This window comes from Streptomyces palmae (assembly GCF_004684805.1).
Taxonomy (GTDB): Bacteria; Actinomycetota; Actinomycetes; order Streptomycetales; family Streptomycetaceae; genus Streptomyces; species Streptomyces palmae.
In genome coordinates this window covers 1-23369 of record NZ_SRID01000038.1, presented here as the reverse complement: position 1 = coordinate 23369, position 23369 = coordinate 1, and the positions used below count along the sequence as shown (strand labels likewise).

Sequence of the window (23369 nt, the reverse complement as noted above, 5' to 3'; positions counted from 1 at the left end):
ACCCGAGGGCGCGTAGGGCCGCCCAGGCCTGCTGTGTCGACGAGCCCCCGCTTGACGTACCCGCGGGCCCGTTCGACCGCCAGGACTCACCGCACGGGCCGCCCCGCGGGGCGCTGGGCGGCCTCGCGGGGACAACCGCCACCCGCCAGGGACGCCCGCCCCGTAGGGACGCCGTCCCGCCCGGCAGGGGGTCAGTGGTGGAAGGCGGTGGCGGCGGAGGTGGGGCCGTGGAGGGGGCCCGACTGGCGGCGGAGGTCCGGCATCAGCCGGGTGAGGTCGTCGAGGAACAGCTCGCCCAGGTCGCTGGTGAACCCGTTGCGGCAGACCACCCGGAGCACCGCCAGGTCCTCGCGGTGCGGCGGGAAGGTGTAGGCGGGCACCAGCCAGCCCGCCTCCCGCAAGCGCCGGGACACGTCGAAGACATCGAAGGCGGTGACGCCCTCGGCGGTGGTGAAGGCGAAGACCGGTAGCTGGTCGCCGCGGGTCAGCAGTCGGAAGTCGCCCATGGACTCCACCCGTTCGGCGAGGGTGCGCGCCACATCGCGGGTGGACTGCTGCACGGCCCGGAATCCGTCCCGGCCCAGCCGCAGGAAGGTGTAGTACTGGGCCGCCACCTGGGCGCCGGGGCGGGAGAAGTTGAGGGCGAAGGTGGGCATGTCGCCGCCCAGGTAGTTGACCCGGAAGACGAGTTCCTCGGGCAGTGCCTCCGCCGAGCGCCACAGGGCCCAGCCCACGCCCGGGTAGACCAGGCCGTACTTGTGCCCCGAGGTGTTGATGGAGCCGACCCGGGGCAGCCGGAAGTCCCACACCAGCTCGGGGTCGAGGAAGGGCGCGATCATCGCGCCGGAGGCGCCGTCCACATGGACCGGGACGTCCAGACCGGTGCGCTCCTGCAGCGTGTCCAGGGCGGCGCAGAGTTCGGCGACCGGTTCGTAGGAGCCGTCGAAGGTGGAGCCGAGCACCGCGACCACGCCGATGGTGTTCTCGTCGCAGAGCTCGGCGGCGGCCTGGGGATCGAGGTGGAAGCGGTCGCCCTCCATCGGCACCTGCCGCGCCTCGACCTCCCAGAAGTTGCAGAACTTGTCCCAGCAGACCTGGACGTTGACGCCCATCACCAGGTTGGGCCGGGCGGTGGCCGGATAGCGGTCGCGGTTGCGGAGTGCCCAGCGCCGCTTGAGCGCGAGGCCGGCGAGCATGCACGCCTCGCTGGACCCGGTGGTGGAGCAGCCGACGGCGTTCTCCGGGAGGGGCGCGTGCCAGAGGTCGGCGAGCATCGCCACGCAGCGCCGCTCAAGTTCGGCGGTGCGCGGGTACTCGTCCTTGTCGATCATGTTCTTGTCGCGGCAGTCGCTCATCAGCGTCGCCGCCTCGGCCTCCATCCAGGTGGTGACGAAGGTGGCCAGGTTGAGGCGGGCGTTGCCGTCCAGCATCAGCTCGTCGTGTACGTACTGGTAGGCGGCGGAGGGCGCCATCGGGCCGTCCGGCAGCCGGTGCCGGGGCGGCGCGGCCTCCATGCCGCTCGCCGGGTCAGCCACCCCGTAGAAGGGGTTGACCGCCGCGCCGCGCGGCTGCGCCGGCGCACTGCTGCCCTGGTGGAGTGGCATACGGCACCTCCTTTGCCGCGACAATACGGGCATGTCGCCCTTGTTGTGCGGTATGCCCGCCACCTGGTCACCCGGTGGCGGGTGCGAGTGGGTGCGGTCGGCGTACGGCGGGGGACTGGAACTGTGGTGCGGTCGGCGGCGTTGTAGTTTTGGGCGAAAGTCCTCCTCCCGGCTACCACTGGGAGGTACCCCTGCCTCCACCAGCCGTCGCCCGCCGGAGCGGGTGTCCGGGCGACCCAGAGCGCGGGTGGGGCGGCCGTCCGCCCCACCCATAAGCTGCGGAAATCCTCAGTGCCCTGGTCCGCCCGCCCGGCTAGCGTGGAGGCGGAGGCACCTCCCGGCGGCCGCCGGGGGTGCCCCGACCACCTCCACCCACTCGCCTGCGGCCGGGCCTCGCACGAGCCTGCACCCTCGACCCAGGAGCCTGTCACCCGTGACCACTCTCGCCCTCGGACCCAGCTGGCTGGAGCCGAACCAGCTCATTGACACGTTCGGCCCGCTCGGTGTGATGGCGATCGTGTTCGCCGAGTCCGGCCTGCTCATCGGCTTCTTCCTGCCGGGTGACGCGCTGCTGTTCACCACCGGCCTGCTCATCACCAGCGGCACGATGTCGCAACCGCTGTGGCTGATGGTGCTGGGTATCGTGGCCGCCGCGATCATCGGCGACCAGGTGGGCTACCTCTTCGGCCGGAAGGTCGGCCCCGCGCTGTTCAACCGCCCGGACTCCAAGCTCTTCAAGCAGGAGAACGTGGAGAAGGCGCACGAGTTCTTCGAGAAGTACGGGCCCAAGTCGCTGGTCCTGGCGCGCTTCGTGCCGGTGGTACGCACCTTCACGCCGATCATCGCCGGCGTGAGCCGGATGAACTACCGCTCCTTCCTGATCTTCAACGTGCTCGGCGGCGTGCTGTGGGGCGCGGGGGTGACCCTGCTCGGGTCCTGGCTGGGCAAGAGCGCCGTGGTCCGCGACAACATCGAGGCGATGCTGATCGGCATCGTGGCGCTCTCGGTGCTCCCGATCGTGATCGAGTACCTGCGCGCCCGCTCCAAGGCGAAGAAGGCCGGCCCCGCCGGCTCCGTGCCGGACGGTGCGGTCGCCCCGCAGGCCCCGGTCTCCCGCGGACGGCACGCCAAGCGCTGACGGCTCTCCCAGGGCGCCACCGGGGTTCCCGGCGGACCGGCCGGCCAGGGCGCCCGGGGATCCGTCGGCCAGGTGGCGGGCGGCCGTCCGACGCACGCTTGTTCCCCGCCCGGGTTTCGCGGCGGGGAAGGCGGGCAGGCGGGGGTCAGCCATGCGGATCCGGTCGCGCCGGACCTCTCGGCGAGGCGCCGGTGCCGTGACCGCGGCCACGGGCTCCGTACGCCGGAGGGGCTGGGCATCGCGGGCCTCGATCGTGCATGGTGGCTGTGACAGGACGGAGGCGGCCAAGGAGCGACGGTGGCGGATCGGCAGCGCGGTGCGGGCGCACCGGAACCGAACAATCCGGAAGATCGCAAGCCGCAGTCGGACGAGGCGCGCAGTGCGTTCACCCCGCCCCTGGGCGTACCGCTGCCACCGGTGCCCGAGGAGGACCATCCGACCTCCGAGTTCGCGGTGCCCGAGGGGCTGGCCGAGCCGGCGCACGAGCCTCCGCAGGGAGCCTCCGCCTTCGTGACCCCGCCCGGCGTGGTCACCAGCACGGAGACCACGGGCCAGATCCCCGCCTTCACCCCGGCGCACGGCATCCCGGCGCTGCGCGGCGCCGGTGCCGCCGAGGGGCCCTGGCAGGACCGGATGCGGGCCATGCTGCGGATGCCGATCGGGGAGCGGCCCGCGCCGGAGCGCCCCGGGAAGACCGACGAGACCGGCCCCGCGGTGCCGCGCGTGCTGGACCTGACGCTGCGCATCGGCGAACTGCTGCTGGCGGGCGGTGAGGGCGCCGAGGACGTCGAGGCCGCGATGTTCGGTGTGGCGCACGCCTACGGGCTGGACCGCTGCGAGCCGACCGTGACCTTCACCCTGCTCTCGGTCTCGTACCAGCCCTCGCTGGTGGACGACCCGGTGACCGCCAGCCGCACGGTACGCCGCCGCGGCACCGACTACACCCGCCTGTCCGCCGTCTTCCAGCTGGTGCACGACATCACCTCGCAGGACCTGACGCTGGAGGAGGCCTACCGGCGGCTCGCCGAGATCCGCCGCAACCGCCACCCGTACCCGGGCTGGGCGCTGACCCTGGCCGCCGGTGTGCTGGCCGGGGCGGCGAGCACCCTGGTCGGCGGTGACTGGCCGGTGTTCTTCGCGGCGGCGGCCGGCGCGATGCTGGGCGACCGGCTGGCCTGGCTGGCCTCCGGGCGCGGGCTGCCGGAGTTCTACCAGTTCGTGGTGGCGGCGATGCCCCCGGCCGCGATGGGCGTGGTGCTGAGCCTGGCGCACGCCGGCCTCCAGGCCTCCGCGGTGATCACCGGTGGGCTGTTCGCGCTGATCCCCGGACGGGCCCTGGTCGCGGGCGTACAGGACGGTCTCACCGGCTTCTACATCACCGCCTCCGCACGCCTGCTGGAAGTGGGCTATCTGATCGTCGGCATCGTCACCGGTGTGCTGACCGTGCTGTACGGCGGGCTGCAACTGGGCGCCAAGCTCAATCCGGAGGCGACGCTGCGGCACGTGGAGCGGCCGGTGATCCAGACCATCTCGGCGATGGTGCTGGCGCTCGCCTTCAGCCTGCTGCTCCAGCAGGAGCGCCACACCGTGCTGTACGCCACCCTCAACGGCGGTGTCGCCTGGGTGGTCTACGGAGCGCTGCACGACACCGCGGGGGTCCCCGCCGTCCCCGCCACCGCGGTCGCCGCCGGCCTGGTCGGCCTCTTCGGGCAGCTGCTGGCCCGCTACCGGCACGCCTCCGCGCTGCCGTACGTGACGGCGGCGATCGGGCCGCTGCTACCCGGTAGCGCCACCTACTTCGGGCTGCTCTCGCTCGCCAAGGACGAGCTGGACCGCGGTATCGCCCATCTGACCCAGGCGGCGGCGCTGGCCCTGGCCATCGCCATCGGGGTGAACCTGGGTGGCGAGGTGGCGCGGCTGGTCATGCGGGTGCCGGGCCGTGCCGCGACCGCCCGCCGCGCCGCCAAGCGCACCCGCGGCTTCTGAACCGCCGCACCTCGGACGCGCGGCGGGTGCGGAGGGGCCTGGGGGCGGGCCGGAGCGCGGGTCGACGTCGCCGGGCCGGCGGTCGCGCGCCGTACCTCGGTCATGCGGCGGGTGTGGAGGGGCCAGAGTCGCGTGCCGACGGTTGTGCGCCGTACCCCCGTCGCGCGGCGGGTGCGAAGGGGCCTGGGAGCCGGAGCGCCGGACGACGGCGCCGTGCCGGGGGGCTTTCCGCGGCCGTGGCTCCGTCTCGCGGCGGATCCCGGGCCCGCCGGCCCTCGGGACCCCGGAACGCGACCGGGGCGGGGCACCCGGATGGATGCCCCGCCCCAGGGGGAACCTTCGGCTCGGCCGCGCGGGCGCACCTCCCCGCGGGGAGGCCGGCCGCCGCGGGCCGCGCACCGTGCGTTCAGCGCCGTACGCGCGGTGCGGTGGCCCGGCGCCGATGCCCGGTGGCGGCCGTGTGCCGCCGTACGGTCAGTGCGCGCCGCCGGCCGCTTCCAGACGCTTGAAGGAGGCCTCGATCTCGGCCTCGGCCTCGGCGCGGCCCACCCAGTTGGCGCCCTCGACGGACTTGCCCGGCTCCAGGTCCTTGTAGACCTCGAAGAAGTGCTGGATCTCCAGGCGGTCGAACTCGGACACGTGGTGGATGTCACGCAGGTGCTCCACCCGCGGGTCGGACGCCGGCACGCACAGCAGCTTGTCGTCGCCGCCGGCCTCGTCCGTCATCCGGAACATGCCGATCGCCCGGCACGTGATCAGGCAGCCCGGGAAGGTCGGTTCGTCGAGGATGACCAGCGCGTCCAGCGGGTCACCGTCCTCACCCAGGGTGTTCTCGACGAAGCCGTAGTCGGCCGGGTAGCTGGTCGAAGTGAAGAGTCGACGGTCAAGGCGGATGCGGCCCGTCTCGTGATCCACCTCGTACTTGTTCCGCGAACCCTTCGGAATCTCGATGGTGACGTCGAACTCCACGGGAGGCTCCTCCATGATCAACACATACGTCTGGTGATTAAGTGTCCCCCACGCAGGTGTGTGGTGGCGAAAGGGGCTGGTCGAAGGTGCCTGAGGCCAGATCGTGGCAGGTCAGGTGGTGGCTGAACCGGTGGCGGCAGGCCAGTGCGGCCGAACGCGGGACCTGGCGGCTGGCCGCGGTCTCGACCGTGACCGGCCTGGCGGTCGCGACCGCGTCGGTGGTCGCGGCCGGTCCATGGGACTCCGGCCAGCGTACGGCCGAACGCGACCGCGCCGCAGCGGAGCGGCCCGCCGGCGGCACCAGCCGTCCGGGGACCGCGACGCCGCCCAGCGCGGCCCCGGTGCTGGCCGCCCTCGGCGCCCCTGGCACCGTGACCACCCCGGGGTCCGGCGAGGAGGCCGTACCGCCGCCCACCGGGACCGGGCTCGCGGACGCCCTGGAGCCGCTGCTGGAGGACGGTGCGCTGGGCGATGTCCGCACCGTCTCGGTGGTGGACGCCGACAGCGGCCGCCAGGTCTACGGCGTCGACGCGGACCGGGCCGCCGTCCCCGCCTCCGTGATCAAACTGGCCACCGGGGCGGCCGTGCTCTCCGCGCGCGGCAGCGGGTACCGGCTGACCACCCGGGTGGTCAGCGCCGGCCACGACCGGGTGGTGCTGGTCGGCGGCGGCGACCCGACCCTGACCGCCCGCCCGGTGCACGGCCCCGACCACCCCGCCAGCCTGCGGGAACTGGCCGACGGTACGGCGAGCGCGCTCAAGCGCTCCGGCGTGCGCCGGGTCTCCCTGGGCTATGACACCTCGCTCTACAGCGGCTCCGAGCGGCACCCCATCGGCCCCAACGAGAACCTCTCGCCGGTCACCCCGCTGATGGTCGACGAGGGCCGGCTGGACAAGAGCGACCGCGGCCCCGCGCCCCGCTCGGACGACCCGGCCGGCGACGCGGCCCGCGCCTTCGCCAAGCTGCTGCGCGACCGGGGGGTGGAGGTCAAGGGCGAGCCGCGCCGGGCCAAGGCCGGCCGCGGCGCCAAGGAGCTGGCCGCGGTGCACTCCCAGCCGCTGTCCGCGCTGGTCGAGCGGATGCTCACGGCCAGCGACAACGACCTGGGGGAGGCGCTGCTGCGGCAGACCGCGATCGCCGCGCGCCGACCCGCCGACTTCGCCGGCGGCGGCCGCGCGGTCACCGCCCGGCTGAAGGCGCTGGGGCTGCCGCTGAAGGGCGTGCGGATCGCGGACGGCAGCGGGCTGGACCGCGCCGACCGGGTGCCCGCCGCGCTGCTCGCCCAGGTGCTGGTCCGGGCGGCCTCCCCGGACCACCCGGAGCTCCGCCCGCTGATCACCGGCCTGCCGGTGGCCGGCTTCACCGGCACCCTGCGCGGCCGGTACGCCGAGGACGGCGTGGGCCGCGGCGTGGTGCGGGCCAAGACCGGCACCCTGACCGGGGTGAACTCGCTGGCCGGCACGGTGGTGGACGCCGATGGCCGACTGCTGGTCTTCGCGTTCATGACCACCGGCACCACCGACCCGGCGGGTGCCCAGCACGCGCTGGACCGGCTGGCCTCCACGGTGGCCAACTGCGGTTGCCGCTGACCCGTCTCGCCCGTCTCGTTCCCGTGCGGTGCGCTTGGGGGTCCCCGACGAAGGCCGGGGGAGAACCGCGCGGCCGGCCACCGTCGGCCCGCAGCCGAAACGTACTGCGCTTCCCGAGGAGCGCCTGGGTACCGTGAAGCCATGACGAGCATCGGTGGTGCCGAGATGGTCGACTGGAATCTCGCGGTGGCGACCGCGACCCGCCTGGTGCGACCGGGGCCGGAGGTGAGCCGCGAGGAGGCGCGCGCCGTCGTCGCCGAGCTGCGCCGGCACGCCGGGTCCGCCGAGGAGCATGTGCGCGCCTTCACCAGGATGGCCCCGGCCGGTGCGGCCGCCGACACCCCGGTCCTGGTGGTGGACCGGCCGGGCTGGGTGTCGGCGAACGTGGCCGGCTTCCGGGAGATCCTGCGCCCGCTGCTGGCCAAGATGGAAGAGCGGCGCGGGCCCGGCGGGGCGGTGCTGGGGACGGTCGGCGGCAAGGTGACCGGCGTGGAGCTGGGCATGCTGCTGTCCTTCCTGGCGTCCCGGGTGCTGGGCCAGTACGAGACCTTCGCCCCGGCGGCCCGGGACCTGCCCACCGGCGCCGCGGTCGGCGGCCGGCTGCTGCTGGTGGCCCCGAACATCGTGCACGTGGAGCGCGAGCTGGACGTGCACCCGCACGACTTCCGGCTGTGGGTGTGCCTGCACGAGGAGACCCACCGCACCCAGTTCACCGCCGTGCCCTGGCTGCGCGCCCACCTCGAATCGGAGATCCAGGCATTCCTGGGCGAGACCGAGGTGGACCCGGCCACCCTGCTGGAGCGCCTCCGCGAGGCGTTCCAGTCGGTGACCGGCGGCCGGCCGGAGGGCGAGGAGCGCGGCCGGAGCATCGTGGAGCTGGTGCAGACCCCCGCCCAACGGCAGATCCTGGCCCGGCTCACCGCCGTGATGTCGCTGCTCGAAGGCCACGCGGACTTCGTGATGGACGGGGTGGGGCCGGCGGTGGTGCCCTCGGTGGCGGAGATCCGGGAGAAGTTCCAAAAGCGCCGGGCGAGCGGTGCGGGCCGCCTGGACCAGGCCCTGCGCCGACTGCTCGGTCTGGACGCCAAGCTGCGCCAGTACCGTGACGGTGAGCGGTTCGTACGGGCGGTGGTGAAGCAGGTCGGCATGGACGGTTTCAACCGCGTGTGGACCTCGCCGAACACACTGCCGACCAAGGCGGAGATCAGCAAACCCGCCGACTGGGTCGCGCGGGTGCACGGTACGCCAGAGTCGTAAGCCCGGCACACTCTGTGGCAGGTGAACGCCCCCGTAATCACCCGTCTGAGGGACCGTGGCGGACGGGTAGGCGTGCGATGCTCGGGTAACAGCACACTTCTGTCACCATCGACGTACTCAGCGTGACGAGAAGCTTGTACGGCCCCCCGAGGCACCCCCCTCCGAGGCAGCCCCTCGACAGACAGATGGGATACGGACATGGGTCCCCATCCTGCGGTCGCCGCGATACGCCTGGCGGTCCGCCGCGTCCTGCACGACATCCTGATCGACCACCCCGTGACGCAGCCCGCCCCGGCCGCCGCCCGCGGTCCGGCGAGTCCCCCCGCGCCGGGCCCCCTGGTGCTGGTCGCCTGCTCGGGCGGCGCCGACTCCATGGCCCTGGCCTCCGCCCTCGCCTTCGAAGCCCCCAAACTCGGCATCCGCGCCGGCGCCGTCACCGTCGACCACGGCCTCCAGGCCGGCTCCGATGTACGCGCCGCCGAGGTCGTCGACCGCCTTCGCATGCTCGGACTCGACCCGGTCGAGTCCATCGCCGTGACCGTGGGCCACCCGGTGCGCCCCGCGCACACCGCCCCCGAGGTGGGCGAGGCGTCCCCCGCCGGCGCCGGGAAGGCGTTCCCCGCGGGCGCCGGGAAGCGGGCCGTGGGAGGCCCCGAGGCCGCCGCCCGGGACGCCCGGTACGCCGCCCTGGACGCCGCCGCCGAGCGCCACGGCGCCGCCGCCGTGCTCCTCGGGCACACCCGCGACGACCAGGCGGAGACGGTTCTGCTGGGCCTGGCCCGCGGCTCCGGCACCCGCTCGCTGTCCGGCATGGCCCAGGTCTCCGGCACCCGGGGCCGCTACCGCCGGCCCTTCCTCCAACTCGACCGGCAGACCGCCCGCCGCGCCTGCCTGGCCCAGTCGCTCCCGGTCTGGGACGACCCGCACAACACCGACCCGGCCTACACCCGCTCCCGAGTCCGCCACGAGGCCCTGCCGGTGCTGGAGAAGGCGCTGGGCAAGGGCGTGGTCGAGGCGCTGGCCCGCACCGCCCAGCTCTCCCGTGACGACGCCGACGCGCTGGACGCCTGGGCGGCCCGCGCCGAGACCGAGGTGCGCGCCGCGGACAGCGAGGGCGGCACCGTGCTGGACGTCACTGCGCTGTACGCGCTGCCGCCCGCCGTCCGCCGCCGGGTGCTGCGCCGCGCGGCCATCGCGGCGGGCGCGCCGGCCGGTTCGCTGTTCGCCCGGCACATCGAGGAAGTGGACCGGCTGATCACCGGTTGGCGCGGGCAGCGGGCCATCAACCTGCCCGGCCGGGTCGAGGTTCGCCGGCAGGGTGGCAGACTGGTCATCCGGCAGGGCTGAATCCGCCCGAGCCGACAAGCCGGCAGACAAACGAGAGTGGCACGGGTGGACGCGAAGGACATGGGCACCGACCTCAAGTCGGTCCTGATCACCAAGGAAGAGATCGACGCGAAGCTGGCCGAGCTGGCCGCGGAGATCGACACGGAGTACGCGGGCAAGGACCTGCTGATCGTCGGGGTCCTCAAGGGTGCCGTGATGGTGATGGCGGACCTGGCCCGGGCGCTGTCCACCCCGGTCACCATGGACTGGATGGCCGTGTCCTCGTACGGCGCGGGCACCCAGTCCTCCGGTGTGGTGCGCATCCTCAAGGACCTGGACACCGACATCAAGGGCCGGCACGTCCTGATCGTCGAGGACATCATCGACTCCGGCCTGACGCTGTCCTGGCTGCTGTCCAACCTCGGTTCCCGCGAGCCCGCCTCGCTCAAGGTGTGCACGCTGCTGCGCAAGCCGGAGGCGGCGAAGGTGGCCATCGACGTCACCTGGGTCGGCTTCGACATCCCCAACGAGTTCGTCGTCGGCTACGGCCTGGACTACTCCGAGAAGTACCGCAACCTGCCCTTCGTGGGCACCCTGGCTCCGCACGTCTACGGCGGCTGAGCCCGTCCTGAGCCGTCCTGAGCCCGTCCTGCGCCCGGCGGGAACCTCACCGGGGTTTCCGCCGTTGGAGCAGGGGAGGACGGTTTTGTTGACCCTGTACAGCGGCGTCGGGTGACAATGCTGGGGTACCGTCCGAAGGTCGGCCTTTTCAAGGCAGGCTGTTAAGGGCCAAAGCAACGCCAAAGCAATACACCGCACGCACAGGCGACCATCGTAGTGATCGAGAAGGTTGCCGTGCCTCACTGTGGCAGGAGGGACGGGGCGGTTCCGCCCCGTATGGATGGACGTGAAGCGCTACTTCCGTGGGCCGGTCATGTGGATCGTGCTGGCCGTCCTCGCCGTGGTCGTGTTGATGCAGGTCGTCGGCTCCGGCGGCGGCTACAAGTCGGTGGACACCAGCCAGGTCGTCAAGGCGATCAACCAGAACCAGGTCAAGTCCGCCGAGCTGACGACCGGCGATGATCACAAGATCAAGGTCACCCTGAAGGACGGCGTGGCCAAGATCGAGGGCAGCACCAAGCTGCAGGCCACTTACATCGGTGACCAGGGCGTCCAGATCGCCGGCACCCTCCAGAAGCACGCCGAGAAGCCCGGTGGCATCACCGACGGCTACAACGTCTCGACGTCGAAGCAGAACCCCTTCGTGGGCATCCTGCTCTCGCTGCTTCCCTTCGTACTGATCGTCGTCGTCTTCCTGTTCCTGATGAACCAGATGCAGGGCGGCGGCTCCCGGGTGATGAACTTCGGGAAGTCGAAGGCCAAGCTGATCACCAAGGACACCCCGAAGACCACCTTCGCCGACGTGGCCGGCGCGGACGAGGCCGTCGAGGAGCTCCAGGAGATCAAGGAGTTCCTCCAGGAGCCGGCCAAGTTCCAGGCCGTCGGCGCCAAGATCCCCAAGGGCGTGCTGCTGTACGGCCCGCCCGGTACCGGCAAGACGCTGCTCGCGCGCGCCGTCGCGGGCGAGGCGGGCGTGCCGTTCTACTCGATCTCCGGTTCCGACTTCGTCGAGATGTTCGTCGGTGTCGGTGCCTCCCGAGTCCGCGACCTGTTCGAGCAGGCCAAGGCGAACGCCCCGGCCATCGTCTTCGTCGACGAGATCGACGCGGTCGGCCGCCACCGCGGCGCCGGCATGGGCGGCGGCCACGACGAGCGCGAGCAGACGCTGAACCAGCTGCTGGTCGAGATGGACGGCTTCGACGTCAAGGGCGGCGTCATCCTGATCGCCGCCACCAACCGCCCGGACATCCTGGACCCGGCGCTGCTGCGCCCCGGCCGCTTCGACCGGCAGATCGCCGTGGACCGCCCGGACATGCAGGGCCGCCTGGAGATCCTCAAGGTGCACCAGAAGGGCAAGCCGGTCGCCCCGGACGTGGACCTGACGGCCGTCGCCCGGCGCACCCCCGGCTTCACCGGTGCCGATCTGTCGAACGTGCTGAACGAGGCGGCCCTGCTGACCGCCCGCAGCGACAAGAAGCTGATCGACAACCACTTCCTGGACGAGGCGATCGACCGTGTCGTGGCCGGACCGCAGAAGCGGACCCGGATCATGAGCGACAAGGAGAAGAAGATCACCGCGTACCACGAGGGCGGTCACGCCCTGGTCGCGGCGGCCTCCCCGAACAGCGACCCGGTGCACAAGGTGACCATCCTGTCCCGCGGCCGGGCCCTGGGCTACACCATGGTCCTGCCGGACGAGGACAAGTACTCCACCACCCGCAACGAGATGCTGGACCAGCTCGCCTACATGATGGGCGGCCGGGCGGCCGAGGAACTGGTCTTCCACGACCCGACCACCGGTGCCTCCAACGACATCGAGAAGGCGACCGCGACCGCCCGCGCCATGGTCACCCAGTACGGCATGACCGAGCGGCTGGGCGCGATCAAGTTCGGCTCCGACAACTCCGAGCCGTTCCTGGGCCGTGAGATGGCCCACCAGCGCGACTACTCCGAGGAGGTCGCCGCGCTGGTCGACGAGGAGGTCAAGAAGCTCATCGAGGCCGCGCACAACGAGGCCTGGGAGATTCTGGTCGAGAACCGCGACGTGCTGGACAACCTGGTCCTGGCGCTGCTGGAGAAGGAGACGCTCAACAAGGAGGAGATCGCCGAGATCTTCGCCCCGATCGTCAAGCGCCCGGCCCGCCCGGCGTGGACCGGCTCCTCGCGGCGGACCCCCTCCACCCGTCCGCCGGTCTCCTCGCCGCGTGAGCTGGCGCTGACCAACGGTGTGCAGTCGGCCGGCACCCCGCTGACCAAGACCGGCACTCCGGAGGACGCCCCGGCCGGCGGCGGCGCCGAGCACCCGGAGGAGTCCGGCACCACCGAGAGCTGACGGCCCCGCCGTCACGGCCCCGGAATGAATGCCGCGTCAGCCAGGTTTTAGCCTGGTGACGCGGCATTCAGCATGTGTAGGCACGAGGAACGAGGCACTTCCATGACCGACCCGGTGACGCTGGACGGCGCGGGCCCCATCGGCGTGTTCGACGAGAAGCGGGCCGAGAGCGCGGTCCGGGAGCTGTTGCTCGCGGTCGGCGAGGACCCGGACCGCGAGGGCCTGCGGGAGACGCCGGCCCGGGTGGCCCGGGCGTACGCGGAGATCTTCGCCGGACTCTGGCAGGAGCCGGAGGACGTGCTGACCACCACCTTCGACCTGGGCCACGACGAGATGGTGCTGGTCAAGGACATCGAGGTGTACAGCACCTGCGAGCACCACCTGGTGCCCTTCCACGGGGTGGCGCACGTGGGGTACATCCCGTCCCAGGACGGCAAGATCACCGGTCTGTCCAAGCTGGCCCGGCTGGTGGACGTCTACGCCCGCCGCCCGCAGGTGCAGGAGCGGCTCACCACGCAGATCGCCGAGTCACTGGTGCGGATCCTGGAGCCGCGCGGCGTGATCGTGGTGGTGGAGTGCGAGCACATGTGCATGTCGATGCGCGGTATACGGAAGCCGGGGGCCAAGACGATCACCTCGGCGGTGCGCGGGCAGCTGCGTGATCCCGCCTCCCGCTCCGAGGCGATGAGCCTGATCATCGGCCGCTGACCCGGCCCCACCGACGTATCCGGCGCGCTCCTCCTGCCGGAGGCGGGGCGGGCCTGCTGACGCAGCCGGGGCCTTCGGGGCCGCCGGGCTCGCTGAGGCAGTCGGGGCCTTCGGGGCCGCCAATCGCTGAGTTCGGGCCTTCGGGGCCGCCGGGTGCCGGGCCCCACCGACGTACCGACACATCCGGAGCCGGCAGGCGCCGACGCGCGTCAGTCGGAGCGCAGGCGCCCGGAGAGCCACTCCAGGCAGCCGGGTATCTCGCGCCGCCAGGTGTTGAAGTTGTGCCCGCCGGTGTCGAGGATCATCGAGGAGATCCGGGTCGGCTCGCCCCGGGCGTTGAGCCGCTTCGCCTTGCCGATGAACCTCATGGTGTCCCGGTAGTTCTTCTCGCCGTGCTCGCTGCTGGTCACCAGCAGCGAGACGGGCGGCGCGGGCTTGTGGTCCAGCCGCCACATCAGGTCGTTCTCCCGGCGCACCCTGGCGGAGCCGCCGAAGAGGTCGCCGGTGGTGGGGTCCTGGGGAGCCTTGTAGAACGGCGAGAGCCCCACGCCCACGGAGAAGCTCTCGGGGTGGCGCATCGCCATCTTCAGCGCGCAGTATCCGCCGGTGGAGTTCCCCATCACGGCCCAGTTCCGGGCCTTGTCGCCGACCCGGTAGTGCCGGCTGACGGCACGCGTCACGTCCTGGGTGAAGAAGGTCTCGGTCTGCGGCCCGTGCGGCACGTCCATGCACTCGGTGTCCCGCGGCGGGGCCACGGTGGGCCGCATCATCACCAGCACGGTGGGCTTCATCCGCCCCTCCCGTACCAGCCGGTGCGCGGTCTGCGGATACTTCAGGCCGTACGTCAGGGCCTCGGTGGTGCCCGGGTAGCCGGTGAGCACCAGGGCCGCCGGGAAGTCGCGCCGGGCGAACTCGGGCCGGAAGTACTCCGGGGGCAGGTAGACGTACGCGGTACTGGCGATGCGGGACCGCGGGCCCTGGATGGCCACCTTCTCGATACGGCCCGCCACCTCGGGCTTCGCGCTGCCCGGCACCTTCACCCGGTGGGTGCCGACGACCCGCACCTGCCGGCCGCCGGCCGCGTCGTGGTCGATCACCACACCGGGCGCGGTCTCGGTGCCGAACAGGTCGCCCCAGGACCCGTAGAAGCCGAAGGACTGGTTGGCGTACAGGCCCACCGCGGCGAAGACGGAGACCTGGGTCAGGAGCAGGGCCCCCACCCGGCCCAGCACGGCGGGCACGGTGCGGCGCGCGAGCTTCGGCCAGAGCCATATGGTCGCGGCGAACAGGAGCACCGCCACGGCCACGGCCAGCATCACGGTCCTGGTGGCGGTAAGACCCATCACAATCTCTCTGTCGGGCGGTCGCACATCCGGCATGCCGCGCGATGGAACCCCATACCCCCGTATGCCGTCTAGGAAGGCGCAAATCGTCCAGGCACGACGTCCATGGGCACGGATCCTCGACGGGGGCGACGGGAAAGCGACATGTCTGAAAAGCAAGAGGGCGAATCATTCGAGGTGGTTCCCCCCCGAATGCGCCGCCTGCTGCGCGGACCGCGGCCGGAGGCCACCCCCGTGGTGGTCGGTACGGCGTGCACGCTGATCGGGTTGCTGGACGTCGCCTCGGGCATCTTCCCCCGCTTCCGGGGGAGCCGCTTCCACACGCTGGCCGAGGTGCTGCCCGGCGCCATCAGCTCGCTGGCCGCCGCCGCCTCCATCGTGGTCGGCCTGCTGCTGCTGATGCTGGCCCACGGGCTCAAGCGCCGGAAGCGCCGGGCCTGGGCGGCCGCGGTGGGCCTGCTGCCGGTCGGCGTGGCGGGGCAGCTGCTCTACCGGCACTCGCCCGGCGGTGCCGTGCTCTCGCTGCTGCTGCTCGCCCTGCTGCTACGGCGCCGGGCGGAGTTCTTCGCCCTGCCGGACCCGCGCAGCCGCTGGAAGGCGGTGGCCAACTTCGTGGTGCTGGGCGGGGTCAGCCTGGCCCTGGGCTGGCTGATCGTGGCCGTCCACCCCGGCCCGATGGTGGGCTCCCCCTCCGTCGAGGAGCAGCTGGAGCACGTGCTGTGGGGCCTGTTCGGTTTCGAGGGCCCGGTCGACTACACCGGCGGCGTGGACTACACGGTCGGCTACTCGCTCGGCGGCCTGGGGCTGCTGACCGTCGCCACCACCGCCTACCTGGCCTTCCGCCCGGCCCATCCGGTGGCCCGGCTCACCGAGGACGACGAGCGGCGGCTGCGGGAGCTGCTCGACCGGCACGGTGGCCGGGACTCGCTCGGCTATTTCGCGCTCCGCGACGACAAGGGCGTGGTGTTCTCGCCGACCGGCAAGGCCGCCGTCTGCTACCGGGTGGTCTCCGGGGTGATGCTGGCCAGCGGTGACCCGATCGGCGACGTGGAGGCCTGGCCGGGCGCCATCGAGCGCTTCATGGAGGAGGCCCGTACCCACTCCTGGACCCCCGCGGTGATGGGCTGCAGCGAGACCGGCGGGCACGTGTGGACCCGGGAGACCGGCCTGGGCGCGCTGGAGCTGGGCGACGAGGCGATCGTGGACGTGGCGGACTTCACCCTGTCCGGCCGGTCGATGCGCAACGTCCGGCAGATGGTGAAGCGCATCGAACGCAACGGGTACCAGACCCGGGTGCGGCGGGTGCGCGACCTGGACCCCGAGGAGCTGGAGGTCATCCAGCGGGCCGCGAACGCCTGGCGGGACACCGAGACCGAGCGCGGCTTCTCCATGGCGCTGGGCCGGATCGACTCGGACAAGGACGGGGACGCGGTGATCGCCACCGCGCACCGGGCGCCCGAGGACGGCGAGCAGCCGGGCCCGTTCGGCGACCTGCGGGCCATGCAGCACTTCGTCCCCTGGGGCCCGGACGGCATCTCGCTGGAGCTGATGCGCCGCGACCGCGGGGCCGACCCGGGCATGAACGAGCTGCTGATCGTCGCCACCTTGCAGGCCGCCGGCGAGGTCGGGGTGGAGCGGGTCTCGCTGAACTTCGCGATGTTCCGCTCGGCCCTGGCCCGCGGCGAGCGGCTCGGGGCCGGCCCGGTGCTGCGCGGCTGGCGCGGGCTGCTGGTGTTCCTGTCCCGGTGGTTCCAGATCGAGTCGCTGTACAAGTTCAACGCGAAGTTCCAGCCGCGCTGGGAGCCGCGCTTCGTGGTCTTCCGCAACAACCGCGACCTGCCGCGGATCGGCCTGGCGGCGATGCAGGCGGAGGGCTTCCTCTCGCTGGCGCTGCCCCGGTCGCCGCGCCGCCGCCCGGCCGCTCCCCCGTCGGGCCGGCAGCAGCCGCCCTCCGGCGGACGGGTGCGCAGGCGCGAGGAGCGCGTGGCGTGAGCCGGTGCCCCCGGATCAGCCCGTGCCCCCGGTCGCGGCCTAGGCTTGGTGTATGAGTACGTTGCGACGCCCCCTTGGCCCGGTCGGTCTGCCGCGATGGGACCGCTGCGCGGTGATGGGCGTGGTGAACGTCACGCCGGACTCCTTCTCCGACGGCGGGCAGTGGTTCAGCGCCGAACTGGCCGTCAAGCACGGCAGGGACCTGATGGCCGCCGGGGCCGACCTGGTGGACGTGGGCGGTGAGTCCACCCGTCCGGGTGCCACCCGGGTCGACGAGGCCGAGGAGCTGCGCCGGGTGATCCCGGTGGTCCGCGAGCTGGCCGCGGCCGGTGCCGTGGTGAGCGTGGACACCATGCGCGCCTCGGTGGCCGAGCGGGCCGTGGAGGCCGGCGCGGCCCTGGTCAACGATGTGAGCGGGGGCCTGGCCGACCCGGCGATGGTGCCGATGGTGGCGGCGGCCGGGGTGCCGTTCGTGGTGATGCACTGGCGCGGTCAGTCGATCGACATGACCAGCCGGGCCGTCTACCGGGACGTGGTCGGCGAGGTCGTCGCCGAGCTGCGGGAGTCCCTGGACCGGGCGGTGGCCGGCGGGATCGCCCCGGACCGGATCGTGATCGACCCGGGCCTGGGCTTCGCCAAGGAGGCCGAGCACGACCTGGCGCTCGTAGCCCATCTGGACCAGCTGCACGCCCTGGGTCTGCCGGTCCTGGTGGCGGCCTCCCGGAAGCGCTTCCTGGGGCGGGTGCTGGCCGGTCCGGACGGCAGCCCGCCGCCGGCCCGGCAGCGGGACGCGGCCACCGCGGCGGTCTCCGCGCTGGCGGCCCGGGAGGGTGCCTGGGCGGTGCGGGTGCACGAGGTGGCGGCCAGCGCCGACGCGGTCCGGGTGGCCCGCGCCGTCGAGGGAGCGGCGTGACCGCACCCACCGACGCCGAGCTGGTGGAGCTGGCGAACACCGCGCTCTACGAGGCGATGGAGCAGGGCGACCAGAGCACCCTGGAACGGCTCTGGCTGGAGGGCGACGTCAGCTGTGTGCACCCCGGCTGGCCGGTGCTGCGCGGCCGCGGTGACGTGCTGCGCTCCTACGCGCTGATCATGGCGAACACCGAGTACATCCAGTTCTTCCTGACCGATGTCGAGGTGGCCGTGTCGGCCGACGCCGCCCTGGTGACCTGCACCGAGAACATCCTCAGCGGCGGTCCCGCGGACGAGGACGGCGAGCTGGGGCCGCTGGTGGGGCAGCGGGTGGTGGCCACCAATGTGTTCCGGCGGACCGCGGAGGGTTGGCGGCTGTGGTCGCACCACGCGTCACCGGTGCTGGCCGAGGAAGCTGAGGAGGGCGCGGAGGGCGCGGAGGGTGCGGAGGGCCCGGACGACACGGAGGGCCCCGACGAGGGCGGCCTGGGTCTGCTGGGCTGACGCCCCGGCGGCCCGCCTGCCGATACGCCGACCGGCTGCCGCCTCGCCGACCTCCTGCCGCGCTGCCGACCGGCGGCCGCCTGCCGCTCCGGGGCCCTCCCGGTGACGGACGGTGACCGTGGGACAGGCGGGCGAGACCGGACCGGCCCGCGGTGTACGGGCGTTCCGGAGGGGTGTGACGAACGACTCGCGGGCGGACGGCCACCGCCGGGCGCTTCGCTGTTCGAGCCGTACGAGGACCGGGTAGGGGACATGGGCGCGGGGTCTCGGTGGCTCTGGCCGAGACCGTTCCCGTCCGGGTGGTGACGTGCCCGTGGCAGCCCCGTGCGCGAGTGCTGTCGGTGCTCGCAGGTAGATTCGACTGGGCCAGCCCCCACCGGGGGCAGCGGGAGCACGGGGCGCGATCCGACCGTCGCGCTCCCGCGCACCGACGACCAGCAGGAGTGATTCGGGTGGATCGTGTCACGCTGCGCGGCCTCAGGGCGCGCGGGTACCACGGGGTTTTCGCGCACGAGCGCGAGCAGGGCCAGACCTTCGTGGTCGACCTGGTGCTGAGCCTGGACTCCCGACCCGCGGCGGCCGGCGACGACCTGACCAAGACCGTCCACTACGGAGTGGTGGCCGAGGAGGTGGTCGAGGTGGTGCGGGGCGAGCCGGTCGACCTGATCGAGACCCTGGCCGAGCGGATCGCCGAGCGATGCCTGAAACACGAGGCGGTGCGGGAGGTGGAGGTGGTCGTCCACAAGCCGGACGCCCCCATCACCGTGCCCTTCGACGACGTGTCCATCACCATCACCCGGAGCCGAGTATGAGCAGCAGCGACCCGACCGTGCAGCCCGTCCCCGCCTCGGTGGTGCGCCAGGTGGACGCGGCGGACGTGACCCTGAGCAACCCCAAGTGGGCCGTGATCTCCCTGGGCAGCAACCTGGGCAACCGGCTGGAGACCCTGCAGGGCGCGATCGACGCCCTGGAGGACACCCCGGGCCTGCGGGTCAAGCGGGTCTCCCCGGTCTACGAGACCGAGCCGTGGGGCGTGGCGCCGGGCACCCAGTCCTCGTACTTCAACGCGGTGGTGCTGATCAAGACCACCCTGCCGCCGAGTTCCCTGCTGGAGCGCGGGCACGCCATAGAAGAGGCGTTCGAGCGGGTGCGGGACGAGCGCTGGGGGCCGCGCACCCTGGACGTGGACATCGTGTCCTACCAGGGTGTGGTGATGGAGGACGCCGAGCTCACGCTGCCCCACCCGCGCGCCCATGAGCGGGCCTTCGTGCTGGTCCCGTGGCACGACGTGGACCCGGAGGCCGAGGTTCCGGGGCGGGGTGCGGTGGCCGGGCTGCTGGACGAGGTCGGCCGCGAGGGCGTCACTCCCCGTGCGGACCTGGAACTGCGACTGCCCGAGTAGGCGTTGCCCTCGGTGTACCGATGAACGAACCGCGTGCCGCGAGGCCGCGGTGCTGCAAAGTGAGGGGCGACCGCGCGGTGAGCCAACTTCGGATCGGGGTGCTGGTCGGGCTGTTCGCCGCGGCCGGGGTGGTGTCGTGGGCGGGCGCCCGGCTCTGGGACACCTTCGGCGTCCTGCCTTCGGTGCCGCTGGCCGCGCCCATCGTGCTGGCGTTCATCGCGGCCGCGCTGGCCGTCACCGCGTTCTCGCTGCGCGGCCGGCTGCGGGCCCAGCGTGAGCGCCGCCCGGGAGCCAAGGGCGTCGACCCGCTGCTGGCCGCCCGCGCGGTGGTTTTCGGGCACGCCAGCGCCCTGGTCTCGGCGCTGATCTCCGGACTCTACGGCGGGGTGGGGGTCTTCCTGCTGATGACCTACATGGACGTGCCGGCCCGCCGCGACCAGACGATCTACGCGGGTGCCTCGGTGGTGGCGGGCGCCGCGGTGGTGGCCGCGGCGTTCTTCCTGGAGCGGGTGTGCCGCCTGCCCGAGGACGACGACGACAAGCAGGGCGGCATCCGCGCCACCAGGGCCTAGAGGCCCTGCCGTCCGGCGGGGCCTGCCACGGCGGGGCGATCCGCTGGGGCGCCGTCCGGTCGCGCACCCGGGGTGTCGGGCCCCGGGCCCCGGGCCCCTCGCGGCGAGGCGGTCCGGCCGGGCACCGACCGCTCGCGTTTCCGGGAGGTCCGGCCGGGCGTCCCACTCCGAGGCGGTCCGCACCGGCACCGACCCGCGAGGCCCGCGGGATGTCCGGTACGGATCCCTCGCCCGAGTGACCTGCCCCGGCATCCCTCCGCGTCCTTTCGGACCCGGGCCTCCCGTGCCGAAGGTGTCCGCCCGGGCACCCGGCCCGCTACGCCCCCGAGACCGAGTCCAGGGTGACCCCCTCGCGGGGCACCGCGTTGCTGTCCGCGCTGATGGATCGCCGTAGCGCCTCGTGCAGCCCCGCCGGGGTGAGGACGCCCAGGAAGCGTTCGCCGTCCAGGACCGCGATCCAGCCCGCGTCATGCTGGAGCATCGTGCTGAAGGCCTGCTTCAGCGGTGCCCCGACCGGCAGCCAGGCGTCCATCCGGCGGGCCAGGTCGCGCACCGAGCCGCCGTCCCGCGCCACCCCGTCCTCGGGGATCGCGATCCAGCCGTGCAGCCGGTCTCCGTCGTCGAGGACCACCGCCCAGCGGGCCTCCTCGGCCGCCAGCCGGGCGGCGGCCTCGGGCAGCGGGTCGTCCAGGTGGACGACCGGCGGCTGCTCCAGGTCGGCGGGCTCGATGGGGGTGACGGAGAGCCGCTTGAGCCCCCGGTCGGCGCCCACGAAGTCGGCCACGTACGGGGTCGCGGGCGCGCCCAGCACCGTCGCCGGGGTGTCGAACTGCTCGATGCGCCCGGCCCCGTAGACCGCCATCCGGTCGCCGAGCCGGACCGCCTCCTCGATGTCATGGGTGACGAACAGCACCGTCTTGCGCACCTGGGACTGGAGCCGCAGGAACTCGGTCTGCAGATGCTCCCGCACCACCGGGTCGACCGCCCCGAACGGTTCGTCCATCAGGAGGACGGGCGGGTCGGCGGCGAGCGCTCGGGCCACCCCGACCCGCTGCCGCTGCCCGCCGGAGAGCTGGTCCGGATAGCGCCGGCCGTACACTGAGGGGTCGAGTCCGACCAGGTCCAGGAGTTCGGCGGCCCGGTCGCGGGCCCGCTTCCGGTCCCAGCCCAGCAGATGCGGAACGGTGGCGGTGTTCTCCAGCACCGTCTTGTGCGGGAACAGTCCCACCTGCTGGATGACGTATCCGATCCGGCGGCGCAGGCGCACCGGGTCGACCGCGGCGATGTCCTCGCCGCCCAGCAGGATCTGACCGCTGGTCGGCTCGATCAGACGGTTCACCATCTTCATGGTGGTGGTCTTGCCGCAGCCGGAGGGCCCGACGAGGGTGACCAACTCGCCCTCCGCGACCTCGAAGGACAGATCGTCCACCGCGGTCGTGCCGTCCGGGTAGCGCTTGGTGACGTGCTCGAAACGGATCATGGCTCCCCATTGTGGCCGTATTCCCGGCGGACATTGTTGCTGTTGTGTGCTGATCGGACGAGAACTTCATCAGCCGGGGATAGGGTCAGCGGGAATTGACGGGGAGGTGTGTCAGTGGCGCGAGAGAACTGCATGGTCGCCAATGAGTGGTTCTGCGGCGAATATGTCCGGACCCGCAGTCAGGAGCTGACGGATGCCACGCTCCAGCACGTGGGCATTGTGCTCGCCTCGGTCGCCATCGGTCTGCTGGTGGCCTTTCCGCTGGCGCTGCTGGCACGCCGCTGGCCCATCGTGGCCGGCCCGGTACTGAGTCTGACCACCATTCTGTACACGGTGCCGTCACTGGCGATGTTCTCGCTGCTGCTGCCCGTGTTCGGGATCTCGGTCTCGGTGGTGATCACCGGACTGGTGCTGTATTCGCTGACCGTCCTGGTCCGCAACATCCTCGCCGGTCTGGCCTCGGTTCCCGAGGAGGTCCGGGAGGCCGCCCGGGGTATGGGATACGGATCGGTCCGCATGCTGTTCGCGGTGGAACTCCCCATGGCGCTGCCGGCCCTGATGGCGGGTCTGCGGATCACCACCGTGTCCACCGTTTCCCTCACCACGGTCGGCGCCATCATCGGATACGGCGGACTGGGCAATCTCATTTACGACGGCATGCACACCTTCTTCAAGGCGGAGGTGTTCACCGCCTCGGTGCTGTGCGTGGCGCTGGCGATCGTGGCCGACCTGCTGCTGCTGGGTCTGCAGAGACTGCTGACGCCCTGGACCCGGAAGCGGCGGAGGGCGGCCTGATGGGCGTCATCGGTGAGACCTGGAGCTGGCTGACCACCGGTGCGCACTGGTCCGGCGAGGCGGGGGTGTGGCACCGGTTGGCCCAGCACCTGTATCTGACGTCCGTGTCGCTGGGCCTGGCCTGCCTGGTGGCGCTGCCGATCGCGGTGCTGCTGGGGCACATCGGCAAGGGCGGGGTGCTGGCCGTCAACCTCTCCAACGCGGGCCGCGCGGTGCCCACCTTCGCGGTGCTGGTCCTGCTGCTGCTCAGTCCACTGGGCCGGTACGGGGACCTGCCGACCATCCTGGCCCTGGTGCTGTTCGCCATCCCGCCGCTGCTCACCAACGCCTATGTCGGGATGCGCGAGGTGGACCGGGAGGTGGTGGAGGCGGCCCGCGGCATGGGGATGACGGGCGGCCAGCTGATCGGCCGGGTCGAGCTGCCGCTGGCCTTCCCCCTGCTGATGACGGGCGTACGGACGGCCGCGGTGCAGGTGGTGGCCACCGCGACGCTGGCCGCGCTGCCGGGCGGCGGCGGCCTCGGCCGGATCATCACCGCCGGGTTCCGGCTCACCGACACCCCCCAAGTGGTCGCCGGGGCCGTTCTGGTGGCCCTGCTCGCGCTGCTGGTGGAGGGCGTGCTGGTGGTGCTGGAGCGGCTGCTGGACCCGATGCGGCGGCGCCGCGGCCAGGACCGTACGAGGGAGCCGGGCGGCCGGGAGCCGGTATCCGCGCCCCCGGCGGCCGACGGCGCCCCCGCCTGAGGGCCACCCGCGCGCCGACCCGGCACCCCGGCCCGGGCGTTGGCCCCGTGACGAACTGATGTCCCCCGATCCCTTGTCCCCGATCCGATCCCACCC

The 23369-nt window shown here is 72.6% G+C and carries 20 protein-coding genes; 16 read left to right on the top strand and 4 right to left on the bottom strand.

The genetic code is table 11. The annotated features are described in order from the left end of the window. Positions 1 to 191 precede the first annotated feature (191 nt). Positions 192 to 1604 carry a glutamate decarboxylase gene (gene gad / locus E4099_RS06825; RefSeq protein ID WP_135338033.1) on the bottom strand — a complete coding sequence of 471 codons (1413 nt, stop codon included), beginning with the start codon at positions 1602 to 1604 and terminating at the stop codon, positions 192 to 194. Between the two features lie 433 nt (positions 1605 to 2037). Here gad and E4099_RS06820 point away from each other — a divergent pair, with 433 nt between their 5' ends. Next, complete coding sequence (locus E4099_RS06820; protein ID WP_209446541.1) at positions 2038 to 2742, top strand: DedA family protein; 705 nt, start codon at positions 2038 to 2040, stop codon at positions 2740 to 2742. Positions 2743 to 3039: 297 nt separating this feature from the next. Beyond that, positions 3040 to 4728 carry a threonine/serine exporter family protein gene (locus E4099_RS06815; RefSeq protein ID WP_135338032.1) on the top strand — a complete coding sequence of 563 codons (1689 nt, stop codon included), beginning with the start codon at positions 3040 to 3042 and terminating at the stop codon, positions 4726 to 4728. A 474-nt stretch (positions 4729 to 5202) separates the two neighbouring features. On the opposite strand, the gene E4099_RS06810 is transcribed toward E4099_RS06815, so the two are convergent. Further along, positions 5203 to 5697 (bottom strand): inorganic diphosphatase, encoded by a 495-nt coding sequence (locus E4099_RS06810; RefSeq protein ID WP_135338031.1) that lies wholly within the window; start codon positions 5695 to 5697, stop codon positions 5203 to 5205. Between the two features lie 86 nt (positions 5698 to 5783). Between E4099_RS06810 and dacB the strand changes: the two genes are divergently transcribed. The 6 genes from dacB (at position 5784) to folE (ending at position 13530) form a co-directional block, all read left to right on the top strand. Next, entirely contained in the window at positions 5784 to 7286 is a 1503-nt protein-coding gene (gene dacB, locus E4099_RS06805; protein ID WP_135338030.1) for a D-alanyl-D-alanine carboxypeptidase/D-alanyl-D-alanine endopeptidase, read from the top strand. Positions 7287 to 7427: 141 nt separating this feature from the next. Next, the gene (locus E4099_RS06800; RefSeq protein WP_135338029.1) at positions 7428 to 8543 is read left to right on the top strand and encodes a zinc-dependent metalloprotease; all 1116 of its coding nucleotides are present in this window, start codon (positions 7428 to 7430) and stop codon (positions 8541 to 8543) included. A gap of 198 nt (positions 8544 to 8741) precedes the next feature. Further along, entirely contained in the window at positions 8742 to 9890 is a 1149-nt protein-coding gene (tilS, locus tag E4099_RS06795) for a tRNA lysidine(34) synthetase TilS (protein WP_135338028.1), read from the top strand. Positions 9891 to 9950: 60 nt separating this feature from the next. Next, a complete protein-coding gene (gene hpt, locus E4099_RS06790; protein WP_135338039.1) occupies positions 9951 to 10490 on the top strand; it encodes a hypoxanthine phosphoribosyltransferase in 540 nt (179 codons plus the stop codon). A 280-nt stretch (positions 10491 to 10770) separates the two neighbouring features. Then, on the top strand, positions 10771 to 12822 hold the full coding sequence (ftsH, locus tag E4099_RS06785) for an ATP-dependent zinc metalloprotease FtsH (protein WP_135338027.1): 2052 nt from the start codon (positions 10771 to 10773) through the stop codon (positions 12820 to 12822). 102 nt (positions 12823 to 12924) lie between these two features. Further along, positions 12925 to 13530 carry a GTP cyclohydrolase I FolE gene (gene folE / locus E4099_RS06780; protein ID WP_135338026.1) on the top strand — a complete coding sequence of 202 codons (606 nt, stop codon included), beginning with the start codon at positions 12925 to 12927 and terminating at the stop codon, positions 13528 to 13530. A gap of 209 nt (positions 13531 to 13739) precedes the next feature. Here folE and E4099_RS06770 read toward each other — a convergent pair whose 3' ends face one another. Continuing rightward, a complete protein-coding gene (locus tag E4099_RS06770; RefSeq protein WP_135338025.1) occupies positions 13740 to 14873 on the bottom strand; it encodes an alpha/beta hydrolase in 1134 nt (377 codons plus the stop codon). A gap of 144 nt (positions 14874 to 15017) precedes the next feature. Here E4099_RS06770 and E4099_RS06765 point away from each other — a divergent pair, with 144 nt between their 5' ends. The 6 genes from E4099_RS06765 (at position 15018) to E4099_RS06740 (ending at position 20255) form a co-directional block, all read left to right on the top strand. After that, positions 15018 to 16865: a phosphatidylglycerol lysyltransferase domain-containing protein gene (locus E4099_RS06765; protein ID WP_209446540.1), complete on the top strand. Its 1848-nt coding sequence runs from the start codon at positions 15018 to 15020 to the stop codon at positions 16863 to 16865. Positions 16866 to 16917: 52 nt separating this feature from the next. Then, positions 16918 to 17778, top strand: coding sequence for a dihydropteroate synthase (gene folP, locus E4099_RS06760; RefSeq protein WP_135338024.1), 861 nt, complete (start codon positions 16918 to 16920; stop codon positions 17776 to 17778). Then, positions 17775 to 18281: a nuclear transport factor 2 family protein gene (locus tag E4099_RS06755; protein ID WP_135338023.1), complete on the top strand. Its 507-nt coding sequence runs from the start codon at positions 17775 to 17777 to the stop codon at positions 18279 to 18281. Before folP ends, E4099_RS06755 begins: the two co-directional genes overlap by 4 nt. A gap of 452 nt (positions 18282 to 18733) precedes the next feature. Then, on the top strand, positions 18734 to 19093 hold the full coding sequence (gene folB / locus E4099_RS06750) for a dihydroneopterin aldolase (protein WP_245244643.1): 360 nt from the start codon (positions 18734 to 18736) through the stop codon (positions 19091 to 19093). Then, positions 19090 to 19683, top strand: coding sequence for a 2-amino-4-hydroxy-6-hydroxymethyldihydropteridine diphosphokinase (gene folK, locus E4099_RS06745; protein ID WP_135338021.1), 594 nt, complete (start codon positions 19090 to 19092; stop codon positions 19681 to 19683). Before folB ends, folK begins: the two co-directional genes overlap by 4 nt. A gap of 77 nt (positions 19684 to 19760) precedes the next feature. Next, a complete protein-coding gene (locus tag E4099_RS06740; protein ID WP_135338020.1) occupies positions 19761 to 20255 on the top strand; it encodes a DUF3180 domain-containing protein in 495 nt (164 codons plus the stop codon). Positions 20256 to 20571: 316 nt separating this feature from the next. On the opposite strand, the gene E4099_RS06735 is transcribed toward E4099_RS06740, so the two are convergent. Then, positions 20572 to 21735 carry an ABC transporter ATP-binding protein gene (locus E4099_RS06735; RefSeq protein ID WP_135338019.1) on the bottom strand — a complete coding sequence of 388 codons (1164 nt, stop codon included), beginning with the start codon at positions 21733 to 21735 and terminating at the stop codon, positions 20572 to 20574. 132 nt (positions 21736 to 21867) lie between these two features. Here E4099_RS06735 and E4099_RS06730 point away from each other — a divergent pair, with 132 nt between their 5' ends. Both E4099_RS06730 and E4099_RS06725 read left to right on the top strand, forming a co-directional pair. After that, positions 21868 to 22530 (top strand): ABC transporter permease, encoded by a 663-nt coding sequence (locus E4099_RS06730; RefSeq protein ID WP_135338037.1) that lies wholly within the window; start codon positions 21868 to 21870, stop codon positions 22528 to 22530. After that, on the top strand, positions 22530 to 23273 hold the full coding sequence (locus tag E4099_RS06725; protein WP_135338018.1) for an ABC transporter permease: 744 nt from the start codon (positions 22530 to 22532) through the stop codon (positions 23271 to 23273). The genes E4099_RS06730 and E4099_RS06725 overlap by 1 nt, the downstream gene beginning before the upstream one ends. The last annotated feature ends 96 nt before the right edge of the window (positions 23274 to 23369 follow it).